This is a genomic window from Clostridium sp. (genome assembly GCF_051278035.1).
Lineage (GTDB): Bacteria > Bacillota > Clostridia > Clostridiales > Clostridiaceae > Clostridium_AD.
This window is the reverse complement of sequence record NZ_JBNMNU010000125.1, coordinates 1-12,682: the sequence shown is the minus strand read 5'-3', so window position 1 is coordinate 12,682 and position 12,682 is coordinate 1. Positions and strand designations below refer to the sequence as shown.

Sequence of the window (12,682 nt, the reverse complement as noted above, 5' to 3'; positions counted from 1 at the left end):
TAGCATCAGTAATTTCTACCGGTAAACCTAAAATAGTATAATCGCTTTCTTTTGTTAGGTCTGGTTGTAATAGTGGTCTACCGTCTGCATCCTTTAATAAATCTACTGCTAGTAAAGTATCTGCTTGCATGAACCATTTAGCTTTTTTCTGTGCCGCTTTCTTTAATTTAGCTTTACATTTTTTGAAATAGTCTAAATTCAACGTACCTCTAACGGTTAACGCTATTTTACTTGCAGCTGGCACTGATCCCAAAATACCTAAAGGTCTTTTTACTCCGTCCCCTTGGAATATTGCTAATTCTAAAGCATCACCCATAGTTTCCGAAATGTCGTCTATAATGAAACTTCTTAAGTCTAATTCTTGTACATTTATCATTTGTTGTGTTAATGCGCTTTCTCTGTAAAGTCTTTTTTGCCCTAATTCTAGCATTTCTAATGTTGCTATTGAAGCTTTGGAAGTTGCATCAGGTTCAACTTGCTCATCTTCCCAAGAAGCGGTACCGCTTGAAGCTTTCTTAGGTATTCTTAAAGTTCCTGGAATAGAAGTCGAATTAAAGAATTTTAATACATCACTTCTATCTACGATATCTTTTATAATAGCGCCTGTAAGTACTTCATTAACTACAATTCCACCTTGTGCTGGTGTGCCTGTGTTCATTGCATCAGATCTCTTTTCAACTACCTTGCCACCAAATATATTTCTTAGTTCTTCATTGTCCATTTCTTCCTGTGTTCTAGTTTCTTCTTTCTTTTCTTCTTTCTTTTCAAAGCTTCTAGCTTCTTCCTCTGCTTTTAAAGTTTTATCTATTGCAGCAACCTCAACTTTTATTGCTTCGAATCTTGTGCTTTCTGCTTCTGCAAATGCTCTAGTTTCTTCTTTAGCTTTAGCAACAATGCCATCCATCTCAGTTAATAATACATTTCTTTGCTCCACTAGTGTTGGTAGTGATCTTAGTTCTAAAATTCTTTTAATAATTTTTTTCATTTTATTTTCCACCTTTCATTTTTAAAATTTGTATTTCATTTTCCTGGATAGAATAATCTATTTTAACTTCTTCTCTTTTTTCTTCCTTTACGCTTATATCTTCCGTAATAGCCTTAGAATCTTCTTCTCTAGTTTCTACCGTTACTTCTTTATCATCTCTCGTTTCGATGCTTGTACCTATATAAGCTGGCATCCTGGTATTATCTATAATTGATACCTCTGTGAGTTCCAATTCTTCAACAAATCTTCTTTGTAGGCCTTCGCCAACATCTTCCCATTTGTCTTTATCACTGTAAAATCCAAAACTCCAACCGCGCAATTCTTTTTTTCTGGCTTTCTCCATAACTTCTGCATCCGTTATAGTTGCAATGGCGCGTAAACCTATATTATCCTCAAATAATTCTAAGTTTCCATCCACTGTTGAACCTAATTTTCTAGTTTTGTTATGATTTAATAATATATCTACATTTAAGGCCTTGCCTAGCGCCCTTTCAAAAGCTTTCGGCATTATCTGTTCAACGAATTTTCCACCAGGTCTTGGGATAGGCTTGGAATCTCTTAAAACTGCATTTACATATCCGTCAATAATTACACTATCGTTCCGTATTTCTATACGCATTTATTCACCCCCTTTCGTCGGATTATCTATATTATTGGTTTTATCAGTGTTCGGAGTATAAATTTCTTTAGTCGTTGGATTAAACAACACATCTTGCAATCCTAATTTAATAAAATTCAAATCATAAGGCTCGTAATCTTCGGCATATCGTACTTCATCCCATTGTAAAAAGCCATTTTTAATAGCTATTTCATAGGCTTGATACCTTTTTAAAAGATCACCTTTCATAAATTCCTTAGTATCTGTTGCAAAATAAAAAGAACCCTTCTCTTTCGATAAAAGTAGTTCTTTATTTAGTGCGGTTTCATTAGCTTTTAAAATAGGCAGTATACAATTTTTTGTGTAATTGTTGTTATCCTCTTCTGTTGCTCCACCCTCTAGCATCCTATAAGGAACATTGAATAGTTTACATATTTCCATTGCATTACTTTTCTTGTTCTCATTTAACTGCATTTCAACACTAGTGTTGCTAGCTTCTTGGAACTCCATACCCTCATTGAGTATAATCATGTTTTCATCTGTATCACCATAAAGGTTTTTCCATGCTAATTTCAAAGCATCCATAGCGGTTTCCGTTAATTTCTTGGCAGATTTTAAAAATCCTCTTTTATTACCGCCAGTTTTTACAAGATTATTTTCATAAACGAGCGTATTATAAGCAACCGATAATATTTTCTGATTTTCTTTAATAATTCCCCTACCAGTTACTCCATCCTTTGTGTTTCTTATTAGTTTAATAAATTCAAAATCCCTATACGGTTCTGCATTTATTCTAATATCGTGTGATTTAAAAATAGGATCTAAATTTACAACTACCGAAACATGCCTATGTTCTATATAATGCAGGCTTTTTATTTTATTTCTTTCCCTATTTATATAGGCATAACTCGCGCCCTCTAATAAATAATCCGTTACCATAGCTTTTTTAAATTGATAACCATCGAGCGTATCCCCTGTATCATCGTTCAAAAGATCGACTCTGTTGTCTTTTATCTCTGTAACCTTGCCATCTAACTCGCTATATAGCTTTACAGGCAACATCGCTATAGTTTTACTAATCATTTCCACGCAAGCTAATACAGTGGGGATATTTAAAGCTTGTTCTAATGTTATATCATCCGGCAAAATTGCAGAACTTAGTAGAAATTCTTCTAATGTCATTCTAGTTTCTTCTTTTTTCTTAAACCATTTTATTTTAATCACCTCCTAACCCCTTAAGTTTGTACTACGAATCCATTATCATTCTTCAATAATTCTTCATTTAATAGATACATTGCATCAATTAATCCAAAAATCATATCTATTTTACCAGCTGATTTCTTTTTATTTAAATATTTATTTTTGTTAGTATCTTCTGTCTGCCTACAATTTACAAAGTTAATTTCAAGAAGTTCATTTTCTTCATATTTAAATTTCTTATTAAGTATTAACTCTTGGAGCCATTTTATAGTAGGATGTAATACAGAACTATGTTGTTTAATTTCTACGCATTCATACTCTTGAGCTTCCCATTTTTGTGCAGATGCTCTAGCATTTCTAATATCATATCCTACTTGGACAACATTTACTTTATATTTTTCAACTATCATATCTATAAAATTATCTATAAAATCATAATCAATAACCAAATCACCTTTCGCATAACAATAGCCTTTGTCAATATATTCTTGATACCTTATGTTTTCCTTTGAAGTTTTTTCTACTATTCTTCCGCCTGGTATCATTGCCCATGATTTGCATATAACTTCTTGATTTTCATAATCATAAGTTACCATATCAAATCCACAATTATCTACAGTCTCTGCTAAATCTCCACCAAAATATACATCTCTTCCATTCCAATCAAACGGTACTTTAAGTTTACAAGCCTTAATTTGTTCACTGTTTACATATCCCTCAGTACCTATTCCACTATATTTAATATTATTATGTTTACATAAATAATTCTCTCTTTTACTTTCATACATAATGGCCATGATCCGTTTATCTTTAATCGCTTTAAATATCATAGGACTATCTACTGCTACTGGATTAGATTGATATATTGCTAAATCATTTATTTGCCAGTGCTCTATTAATTCTATATTAGGTTCATAAAGCAAACTAAAATATCTCTTATTTTCAATAAACCCATCCAGTACTTTTTTAGCATAATCTACTTCGGTAAGCATTACATTATTGTCATTAGGATATTGTGTACTTATTATTATGCCTAGTTTATTCTTAAGTGCTATTTGACTGCTTCTCATAGCTTCTATAGGGTAATCATCCATAGCCCCCGCTTCATCACCTAAAAATATGTTTGCCATTTTACCGTCCATTTTATCATTAGAATAAGCTAATGGAACATAAGTCGAATCATTTAAAAGACATTCTATCATATCCCTTTTAACTTTAAATCTATCTTCTAGTATAGGACTTGATTTAATAATCTTTTTTACTGCTAGTTTTAATTCACTAGATAAACTATAATCAGGTGCTACACTGAAAAATCTAGAAAATTCAGGTTCTATTAACATTCCCAATATAAAAATAATGGCTGCGGTAAATGTCTTGTAGTTTTTACGACTTATTTCAAGAAGTGAAGTTTCGTAATATCTTATATCTTCTTTTCTGGACCATGTGCATAATGTTGCTATTATTTCAAACCACTGATATCTCTCCAAACCATCATACATAGACACTCTTAAATCAGGATGTATTATTAATTTTAAAATGTCACATACAAGATCAAACATATTTTTATCTATAATTGCTTCTTTATCTTTGTTATCTACTATGTTTTTCCAAGCTTGAGCTTGTTTCTTAATATAAAATCCTACCTTGTCATTATCTTTTTTTAAGCACCACGCACAATACTTATAAGCTTCACTTTTTTTAGGTGTCATTTTTTTCTACGTTTTAGAGCTATCAATAAAGGATCTTCTTTTTCTTTTTCTGCTAGGATATTTATATTTCCAAGTTTAGCTCTCGATTGTGGGGATAAAGATAATTCATTACAGCACCTAAAAAAATCAGCGTCATAATTCTTCTTATTACTCATTAATGGATTTTGCACTGATAATAATCGCGGGTTATTATTAATCTTTTTTTCTATAAATTGTAGTCTATCAATAGCAATTGCACATTTTGCTAAAATATAAACATCTAAATTGCTTAATAATTTACTTTCTTCTAATTCGCTTTTTATATAATTGAATAAATCCACTTGATTATCGCTTAAATAATCAGGTGGATTTATTTTATCTGCTTTTCCTTTTAATTTTTCTTCGTTTTCTATTCTTTTTTTTATCTCTTCTTTTGTTTGAGAACATTCTGATAAAACTATCGCAGATTTGGATGGTCTTCCCAAATTTAAAACCTCCTTTGTTTAAAATTTTAAAAACTTCATTTTACAGATTATGTGCAAGGTTTCCTCCACAGTCGGTGATTGCGGTCTTTATAGAATCTTAAAAATTATGTGGGGGGCACTATGACTCTTTAATCCCCTCTAGCATTTCTTTTAACGCTCCTAAACCTTCTGTCTTAACACCGTTATTCCATAAGCTCATGCACTCTCTAAGTATGTCTTGCGTTGCTTCCTTATCTATCTTATACAACCTATGCACTGTATCTCTGTGTATACCCTTATCTATCCCTATGAAATTTTCCTTATCATATGCTAACTTATCATCAATCATTATTTCTATAATATGGTGACACACATTAGCCTGTACTATTTTTCCCTCTACATATAGAGACCATAGACATATATTATCTTGATACTCTAACACCTCTGTTCTTAGCTTCCTATATCTCGTTGACCAATAAATGCTCTTATCTTCTCTCTTAGCATCTCTATCATTCTTTGCCTTAGTAGTTACTGGACACACATGATTGAATGGAACTATACCACAATATTTACAACTCTTCTTAGGCATCCACTAACCTCATTAACTTATATATTTGATAACGCAAGCTTAATAGACTTTGATATGTGTTCAGTTACTGTATCTGTATCAATAGATCCATTCATATTAATGGTTATGTTATTGCTTAATGGTTTTAATCCTACCGCACTAGACATTGGCATGCTTTCGATTACCCCTGTATGGATAGTATTGATTCTAAATGTTTCTATATGTTTTTGTTTTTCTATTATCCTATCTATTTGCTTTTCTATTTCATTAAGTTTAACCTTTAAATTTGTATCATCCATACCTATACTAACCGTTATTTCTTTACCTGCACTTGATTTTTTTAATATTGGTTCACCATCTATACATCTATATTTCTTACCGTCTACCGTTATAATTTGTGGCATTAATAATCACTCCCTCATTCTTATTATATTACATTTGAGTTAACTTCTTTTTCTTTAAGCTTAGTAAGCTTCTTATCATTTTCTATTTTATGAGGATCACACTTCCAGCTAGCAAATGATCTATTAGTTAAATAAAACTTTTGTGCGCCCAGATCAGGTCCCGAATACTTTTTAACTTCACTTACAACTACACTTTCCTGGACTAAAATTGTTTTCTTATCTTCTGCAAGCACTTCTGTTTTAATTTTTGTTGCAACTTCTTCTGTGTATTTATAACCTATACACTTTTTATATACTGCTTTTTCAACCTCTTGCGATTTCTTATCTTTTGCCGTAGCAATTCGCCCTTTTAGCGCTGCATTTGATGTTTTATATTTCCTGTAAGTGGAATATGCAACTCCAAGTTTTATTGCAATTTCTTTGTCTGTATTATTACCTTCAATCCAAGCCTCTATCTGGTCTAAGTGGCTTTCTATTATTTCTTCAAAACTGTTACTTCTTCCCATATTTTATCACCTCATTATCGTAGCACTTTCACTTTTAAGGTGCTACGATTATTCTTAACATTTCCCAACCTAACTATTTGCCTTGCTTTTCCCAAATATTTTCATCCATATTTCAGTGTTTTTAAAGTGTATTTGACCTTATACTCTTACATTCTAAGGTATTTTTATTTATTAATTTCTACTAATATATGCATCAATTTTTATACATTCAATATCTTTAGCCTTAAAAGTAAGGTATTAAGGGATAAAAAAAATGAATATTTCCCATATCTTTAATAAACATATTTATCCATTGTCTGTGCTGCTTCTTGCAATATATCATCATCTAATCCTATATAATCCATAGTTATATCCGGCCTTGAATGACCAAATAATTTTTGAACATGATGAATATCTTTATCATGTTCAATATATTGAAAATAGCCATAAGTTTTTCTAGCTGTATGGGTTCCTACTGTTTTTTCAGAAATACCAAGTTCCGTAACTGCTCTTTTAAATATCTTCCCTAGATATCCTCTTTCAATATTTTTTTTAAATGGAGCAATTCCTTCTCCTTTGGTTGACCAATAAACATACTCAGAATCATATTTTTCTTTGACATAATCATTTAATATGTTTAATAGCTTATTGCTTAAAATAACACTTCTCTCAAATGGAATTTTCCTAGTGTTTTCAGTTTTTTCTTCTAGTATTATTAATTCACCAGTAGCAATAGCCTTTTTTATATCTCCAACTGTAAGCTTTACTAAATCACTACCTCTATAACCCGTATTAACTCCTATGCTCCATAGAATATAAGCATCGTAATTAAATTCTTTTAATCTATTTGCAATTCTTTGTAAATCTTTTGGGTCTTTTATTGTTATCGCTGTATTCTTACCTTTTTTTCTCATTGCATTATTTCACCTGCCTCAGTGATCCATGGACTCTTTTATATGCACTTTCTTTCATACATTCTTTTAGATTATCACCAGCACTCTGCTTTTTAATATGTCTGCATCCACAATAAGGACATGCTAAATATTTATCCTTGCACATATTGTCTACTTCTTCTGTTAATAAAACTAATTGTTTTTTACAACCTGGACACACATAGCTTGTATAGATACTTACCATATCCTCACTGCTCCTTATATTTTATTTTTAGAGATATAAAATATCTTAGACGAATGTTCCTCCATTCCACTGTTTTAGCATAAAAAAACAAGCACCAGTTATTACCAGCACTTGTTTTATCATAAAAAAGGGGGTTTTTTATGAAACTTATTGTTATACATACTATAATCTAGGAAAAGGGACAAAACGTGCCACGTTGAAAATATTTTTAATTGTTTATTTTCCGTCTTTCTTTTTTAACTATTGCCATGGCTCTTTTTACTGTTCTTTCGCTTATATTTAATCTTTGTGATATTTGTATACAATTTAGTCCATCAACATCTTTCAGCTTAACAATTTTATATTGCATTCCTGTTAGTGATCTTAATTTAATATTCATCAGCTCTTTTTGTTCCATCATACCTTTTAAAATTATATTTTCTCTCTCTAGCTTTACATCAATTTTATTAATTCTAGGTATAGTTCTTTCTAAAGTTGTAAAATTCATAGATCCATGTGGCATATCTGAATAAGTTTGTGCTTTTAATTCTCCTGGTGGTTTAAGTAATCCCTCTAAACTTTTTTTCTCATTTTTAAGTCTTGATATGTTCATGTTAGCTATATCTATTTCTGTACATAGGTCTTTATAAGTATTAATAGCGTAAATAATAATCACTCCTTAGATTTTATTAAGAAATTTTTCTATGTTCATGTTTTATATTTTCTTTGCTTGTTTTTGCATAAATTTGAGTAGTAGCTACAGTAGTATGGCCCATCAACTCTTGTAAAATATGAATTGGCATACCAGCGTTAATACAATGTGTTGCCATAGAATGTCTGAAAATATGAGGAAAAATATCCACTGTTAGTCCACTTCTAATTTTTATTTTTTCTATTACTCTTTCAATACTTCTACCACCTAAACGCTTAAATGGGTTTTTAGATGTTATAAATAATGCTTCGACAGTGCCTTTTCTTGATAATAAATATTTTTTCATTAATACTTTTGCCTTGATACTAAAACAAACTTCTCGCTCTTTATCTCCCTTACCTATTACCATGAGTGTCCGTTCATGCCAATTTACTTCTGATATATTTACACCCTCTACCTCGGACAATCTGCAACCAGAGCTATATATAAACTCGGTAAGTGCTTTTTCTCTATCTGTTATACAGGCTTGTCTAAATATTTCTACATTTTCTTCACTTAAAGGCTTTCTCTCCCTTATTGGTTCTTTGGTAGCCTTTAGCTTAATTGCTGGATTTTTAGGAATATACTCTTCTTCGTGAAGCCATTTAAAGAAGGATCTTAATGTGTATATTTGTGTATTTGTAGTGGATGGTCTGAGATTTTTACATCTTTGCGCCAGATACATTCTTAGATCCATAGTAGTAATTGCTGCAATTGGCTTTATAAGATGACTTGCAAACCTTATCAATTCATAATTGTAGTTTTTTAAAGTTTTTTTACTTAAACCATCTAACTTTTTACAAGCTAAATAAATTACTACCCTATCCTCTATATCAGATGCCACTAGCCCCGTTTCTTGGGGTATGATATCGTATTTATATAAAACCTCTTCTGCAATTTGTCTCACCTTTAACTGATCTATATCTGGGAACTCTAAAGTTAACTTACCTACTAATCTTATTATAATTTCATTGTTTGCAATTGACATATTGTATTCCTCCTAATTTATCTTTTGTTTTGTAGGATACATATGATATACTGTCAATGTCTCCTAAGTTGGGATATTGAGAGCTGTTTACTTTCGTAGGTGTGCAGCTCTCTTTTTATTTGTTTTTTGGTTTACAATATTTTTGAAGTACGACGCAAAATACCGTAAAATTCATTAATTGAATAATACGGTATTTTTAATATTGTTCGGTTTTTAATTTACCAATAAAATAGTAATAATAATATTGTTTATTGACGTTAAATCTGTTCTAATTTTTCTATAACCTTTTCTATTCCAATTGTAAGATCTTGAACTTCTTCATTATTAGTTTCTAGATATACTCCATGAACTATTTCATTCCTATACTTCAATACACTAGTCACGACCTCTTTATCTTTTGCATCAATAATTGTATTTGTAGTAAGATATCTTATCAATGTACTTATTCGATTATCTTGGTTCTGAAAATCTAGTTTTTTAGCTATACTTCTAGATAAATTTTCAAATTGAACCCAACGGTCCAAAATAATATATTTCTGTGTTTCTATAATTTCTGATTTTGTATTCGTTCGATTATCCTTTTTTCGTTTTAAAATTTTAAAATCTAATTTAAGAATTTTCATGATGTAAGATAAGGCAACAACGGCAATACCAACAATCATTATCAACATTGATAAAAGATCATTATTATTATTAAATTCATTAAATTTGTAATTAGTAAAAACATATAAAATAGCACCCATTATTGTATAAATTAACCCAACTATAGTTAATATTTTATAATAACGTTCTGTTTTGGTTTCTCGCTTGTTCTTATTGATTAAATTTTTAATTTCCCTATCCTTTTCAATAATACGTCTTTTATCAATATTTCCAGTAAATGCATCATCATTAAGTAAAGATTTTATTAACATTTCCTTATACTCTTCAGCAAGTATCTTTAACAACAGTTGTGAACCACGGTCTAAAGATCGTTCAATTTTTTTCATATTTACTCATCTCCAATCATGATACTTACGATTCCGCAAGTCAATCCAACGATTGATACTAAAATAAAGCAACCCATTAACCAAACATTTATTTGGAATTCATCAACATTAAAAATAATACCTGCAACAAATAAAAGTATCATCGAAGCAAGTTGAGCACATATCTTTAATTTTGATCTTTTCTTTTTCTTAAACAGATTATTTTGTGAAGAAATCGCCGTTTCAACAACTATTCTACTTATTTCGGAAGAATTATTTTGTGATCCCCTTATAGTAGCCTCTATTCTATCTGATTCCATTATTATTTCCTTTACGTATTTTTCGGTTTCCTTTTTTAATAGCAATATCCCTTCATCAGTAAACCCTTGTAAAAGAATATCGTTTATTTCAATTGAAATAGGCATTTTCTCACCGCCTTAGATTCATTATTTTATTTAATGTCATCTTACTAATGGTAATTATAGCATATTTTCATATAAATAATCACAGTTTTTGTATAAACATGACATTCTACCTTATTTTTCAACACCGTAATATTTAATTTTCAAAGATCATTATTCGTAATATCCATTTCAACAATTATTTCGCAAATTTTAGCAAGTCCGACTTAACTAATCTGTTTATATGAGAATGGAATCCCATGTTTCCATTCTCATATCATTATTTTTTTATGAAATTATCGTTAAATCAGCAATCTCAACTAATTCTGTTTTTAAAAATAACTTTATACCTTCCATTGCTTCGTTTCTCCATGCTCCACCATCGGCTTCTATGATTGTCGCTAACGGACCCTCTTTCATTCTAAAAATAAATTTACTTGCAGGTTGATCTATTTCCGGGAATGTTCGATATGGTGCTAAAATGACTGGGTTAGGAACAACAACTGCTCCCACTGATGCTACTCCAGTTTTAACTGTTACTGACTGGGATATGCCATCATCACCAGTTTCTTTAACTGCTTCATCTCTAATTTTCCCAGTTACAATTAGTAGTTTCTCAACATCATTATTCTTCACAAAATTTGATTGCAGCATGATATTAAATTTTTCTGTTTCTATGAAGTTATCAAAAATTACTCTAGGCACAATTGCATTACATACCATATATTCTTCTCTGTGCTTTTCCAATTTAAGTTCTGAGGATAATCTAACCTTTGTTGGACTCTCCACTTGAATTATCAACTTACCTAATTCATCAATGTTACCTTTAATGTAGTCAACTAGAGAAGTTAACGTTGAAGCCTCAATTGATGAAGGTGTAGGCTCTATTACTCTATTAATTCCTTGAGTTGTATATTCAAACCCATTTGCTGCTATAAATCTTTGAAATCTATCTTGACCTAAACCGACTAAATACTGTAATGCTTCCTTTGAATTTTGTTCGTTCATAATGAAATCCTCCTATAAATCTTAACCTCTCATGATGAGTAGGTGATTATTTGTTATTTACTAGTCTTAAGCCTTTTAGATCTTCTTTCTTTGCTTCTGGATCATTGGTTACTACTCCATCCTCATCACACTCAAGTACCATTTCTGTTTGTCCTTTTATCTGCTTTTTATATTCAGCTCCAACTATTTTGCCTTTGTTATCCCTATCAATTAGAATTCTAGTTTTAGTTGGTGTTGCAGGTGCTAAAGTTGCTTTTATAGTCACTCCAACCTCAGACATCTCCCTGGATTCATCAGCATCAAAAACCAATACTATGTTTAATTTTCTTTTGATTTTATAAGGTGTATTCAAGTCTGCGATATTTTCTAACACCTTTTCTATTGATGCATTTACCTGCTCTGCTATTGCTCCATCTGCTAGTGATTCAATACTGAAATTTTTACTCATATATTTCTCCTTTTAAATTTATTTAGGGCGCAGATTGCGCTTACTTACTTGTTTTACAGTAATTAACCTATAAACATTTTCTTAAGTCTATTTTTAATTTTTTTATCATCTAGCATCTTAATATAATTGTGTAATTTAGAGATTGTTTCATTTGCCTCACTTAAACCTTTATTTGCTCTATATAACTTGTCCACCAAACTATCTATATCTATTTGCTTGCACTGTCCTTCTTGCTTTAACAAAATTATTTCTTTCTCTTTTGTTACTAAAAATTGAAAGGTAGAAGATTCTTCATGCTCTATTATTTTAATATTCTGGTCTATAACAGTATCTCTAAGTATTTTTAAATCTTTTCTATGTTTCAAAATAATAGATTCCCTTGTTATATTTGCTACTTCTAGATCTTTGTTTTTCTCTTCTAGCCTATTAATTTTATTTTTAAAAGCTGTTATTCTACTCATAAATTAATACCACCTTATTTTTTATTTTTTTAAAATACTATATAACCACAACCTAAGTTTCTGAATATTAGCTTTCTCTCCACCGTTATATCTAGTTAAAATTTGCATTTCCGTAGAGAATTTAATAAGCTTGTCTACCTCCAGTGCAATTTCTTTTAAATTAAATATATTTTTATTATTCATAATCAGCCATATTGATACCTACTTTC

General features: G+C 30.5%; 18 protein-coding genes. All 18 read right to left on the bottom strand.

Annotation, left to right across the window (positions count from 1 at the left end):
• Positions 1-985, bottom strand: a 985-nt coding sequence (locus tag ACJAX4_RS16725; protein WP_435790589.1) for a phage major capsid protein, incomplete at its 3' end; no start/stop codon positions are given.
• A gap of 1 nt (position 986) precedes the next feature.
• The gene (locus ACJAX4_RS16720; RefSeq protein WP_435790588.1) at positions 987-1,604 is read right to left on the bottom strand and encodes an HK97 family phage prohead protease; all 618 of its coding nucleotides are present in this window, start codon (positions 1,602-1,604) and stop codon (positions 987-989) included.
• Positions 1,605-2,807, bottom strand: a complete 1,203-nt coding sequence (locus ACJAX4_RS16715) for a phage portal protein (protein ID WP_435790587.1) — start codon at positions 2,805-2,807, stop codon at positions 1,605-1,607.
• A gap of 11 nt (positions 2,808-2,818) precedes the next feature.
• On the bottom strand, positions 2,819-4,492 hold the full coding sequence (locus ACJAX4_RS16710) for a terminase TerL endonuclease subunit (protein WP_435790586.1): 1,674 nt from the start codon (positions 4,490-4,492) through the stop codon (positions 2,819-2,821).
• Positions 4,489-4,956, bottom strand: a complete 468-nt coding sequence (locus ACJAX4_RS16705; RefSeq protein ID WP_435790585.1) for a phage terminase small subunit P27 family — start codon at positions 4,954-4,956, stop codon at positions 4,489-4,491. The genes ACJAX4_RS16710 and ACJAX4_RS16705 overlap by 4 nt, the downstream gene beginning before the upstream one ends.
• Before the next feature lie 118 nt (positions 4,957-5,074).
• Complete coding sequence (locus tag ACJAX4_RS16700) at positions 5,075-5,524, bottom strand: hypothetical protein (protein ID WP_435790584.1); 450 nt, start codon at positions 5,522-5,524, stop codon at positions 5,075-5,077.
• A gap of 17 nt (positions 5,525-5,541) precedes the next feature.
• Positions 5,542-5,907: a hypothetical protein gene (locus tag ACJAX4_RS16695; protein ID WP_435790583.1), complete on the bottom strand. Its 366-nt coding sequence runs from the start codon at positions 5,905-5,907 to the stop codon at positions 5,542-5,544.
• 23 nt (positions 5,908-5,930) lie between these two features.
• On the bottom strand, positions 5,931-6,413 hold the full coding sequence (locus ACJAX4_RS16690) for a Xaa-His dipeptidase (RefSeq protein ID WP_435790582.1): 483 nt from the start codon (positions 6,411-6,413) through the stop codon (positions 5,931-5,933).
• Between the two features lie 272 nt (positions 6,414-6,685).
• Positions 6,686-7,306 carry a tyrosine-type recombinase/integrase gene (locus ACJAX4_RS16685; protein WP_435790581.1) on the bottom strand — a complete coding sequence of 207 codons (621 nt, stop codon included), beginning with the start codon at positions 7,304-7,306 and terminating at the stop codon, positions 6,686-6,688.
• Between the two features lie 4 nt (positions 7,307-7,310).
• Positions 7,311-7,529 carry a hypothetical protein gene (locus tag ACJAX4_RS16680; RefSeq protein WP_435790580.1) on the bottom strand — a complete coding sequence of 73 codons (219 nt, stop codon included), beginning with the start codon at positions 7,527-7,529 and terminating at the stop codon, positions 7,311-7,313.
• Between the two features lie 208 nt (positions 7,530-7,737).
• On the bottom strand, positions 7,738-8,184 hold the full coding sequence (locus ACJAX4_RS16675; RefSeq protein ID WP_435790579.1) for an ECF-type sigma factor: 447 nt from the start codon (positions 8,182-8,184) through the stop codon (positions 7,738-7,740).
• A 13-nt stretch (positions 8,185-8,197) separates the two neighbouring features.
• Positions 8,198-9,187 (bottom strand): tyrosine-type recombinase/integrase, encoded by a 990-nt coding sequence (locus ACJAX4_RS16670; RefSeq protein WP_435790578.1) that lies wholly within the window; start codon positions 9,185-9,187, stop codon positions 8,198-8,200.
• Positions 9,188-9,444: 257 nt separating this feature from the next.
• Positions 9,445-10,176 carry a hypothetical protein gene (locus ACJAX4_RS16665; RefSeq protein WP_435790577.1) on the bottom strand — a complete coding sequence of 244 codons (732 nt, stop codon included), beginning with the start codon at positions 10,174-10,176 and terminating at the stop codon, positions 9,445-9,447.
• A 2-nt stretch (positions 10,177-10,178) separates the two neighbouring features.
• Positions 10,179-10,580 carry a hypothetical protein gene (locus ACJAX4_RS16660; RefSeq protein WP_435790576.1) on the bottom strand — a complete coding sequence of 134 codons (402 nt, stop codon included), beginning with the start codon at positions 10,578-10,580 and terminating at the stop codon, positions 10,179-10,181.
• Positions 10,581-10,844: 264 nt separating this feature from the next.
• Positions 10,845-11,564 carry a hypothetical protein gene (locus tag ACJAX4_RS16655; protein WP_435790575.1) on the bottom strand — a complete coding sequence of 240 codons (720 nt, stop codon included), beginning with the start codon at positions 11,562-11,564 and terminating at the stop codon, positions 10,845-10,847.
• 46 nt (positions 11,565-11,610) lie between these two features.
• Entirely contained in the window at positions 11,611-12,012 is a 402-nt protein-coding gene (locus tag ACJAX4_RS16650; RefSeq protein ID WP_435790574.1) for a replication terminator protein, read from the bottom strand.
• A 62-nt stretch (positions 12,013-12,074) separates the two neighbouring features.
• Positions 12,075-12,473, bottom strand: a complete 399-nt coding sequence (locus ACJAX4_RS16645) for a hypothetical protein (protein ID WP_435790573.1) — start codon at positions 12,471-12,473, stop codon at positions 12,075-12,077.
• Positions 12,474-12,494: 21 nt separating this feature from the next.
• Positions 12,495-12,656, bottom strand: coding sequence for a hypothetical protein (locus ACJAX4_RS16640; RefSeq protein WP_435790572.1), 162 nt, complete (start codon positions 12,654-12,656; stop codon positions 12,495-12,497).
• Positions 12,657-12,682: the final 26 nt, after the last annotated feature.

Excerpts from the sequence above, each read along its gene's own strand:
- ACJAX4_RS16685 (WP_435790581.1), bottom strand. The coding sequence starts at position 7,306 with ATGAGAAAAAAAGGTAAGAATACAGCGATAACAATAAAAGACCCAAAA.
- ACJAX4_RS16660 (WP_435790576.1), bottom strand. The coding sequence starts at position 10,580 with ATGCCTATTTCAATTGAAATAAACGATATTCTTTTACAAGGGTTTACT.
- ACJAX4_RS16670 (WP_435790578.1), bottom strand. The coding sequence starts at position 9,187 with ATGTCAATTGCAAACAATGAAATTATAATAAGATTAGTAGGTAAGTTA.
- ACJAX4_RS16645 (WP_435790573.1), bottom strand. The coding sequence starts at position 12,473 with ATGAGTAGAATAACAGCTTTTAAAAATAAAATTAATAGGCTAGAAGAG.
- ACJAX4_RS16700 (WP_435790584.1), bottom strand. The coding sequence starts at position 5,524 with ATGCCTAAGAAGAGTTGTAAATATTGTGGTATAGTTCCATTCAATCAT.
- ACJAX4_RS16680 (WP_435790580.1), bottom strand. The coding sequence starts at position 7,529 with ATGGTAAGTATCTATACAAGCTATGTGTGTCCAGGTTGTAAAAAACAA.
- ACJAX4_RS16640 (WP_435790572.1), bottom strand. The coding sequence starts at position 12,656 with ATGAATAATAAAAATATATTTAATTTAAAAGAAATTGCACTGGAGGTA.
- ACJAX4_RS16695 (WP_435790583.1), bottom strand. The coding sequence starts at position 5,907 with ATGCCACAAATTATAACGGTAGACGGTAAGAAATATAGATGTATAGAT.
- ACJAX4_RS16650 (WP_435790574.1), bottom strand. The coding sequence starts at position 12,012 with ATGAGTAAAAATTTCAGTATTGAATCACTAGCAGATGGAGCAATAGCA.
- ACJAX4_RS16690 (WP_435790582.1), bottom strand. The coding sequence starts at position 6,413 with ATGGGAAGAAGTAACAGTTTTGAAGAAATAATAGAAAGCCACTTAGAC.
- ACJAX4_RS16710 (WP_435790586.1), bottom strand. The coding sequence starts at position 4,492 with ATGACACCTAAAAAAAGTGAAGCTTATAAGTATTGTGCGTGGTGCTTA.
- ACJAX4_RS16655 (WP_435790575.1), bottom strand. The coding sequence starts at position 11,564 with ATGAACGAACAAAATTCAAAGGAAGCATTACAGTATTTAGTCGGTTTA.
- ACJAX4_RS16720 (WP_435790588.1), bottom strand. The coding sequence starts at position 1,604 with ATGCGTATAGAAATACGGAACGATAGTGTAATTATTGACGGATATGTA.
- ACJAX4_RS16665 (WP_435790577.1), bottom strand. The coding sequence starts at position 10,176 with ATGAAAAAAATTGAACGATCTTTAGACCGTGGTTCACAACTGTTGTTA.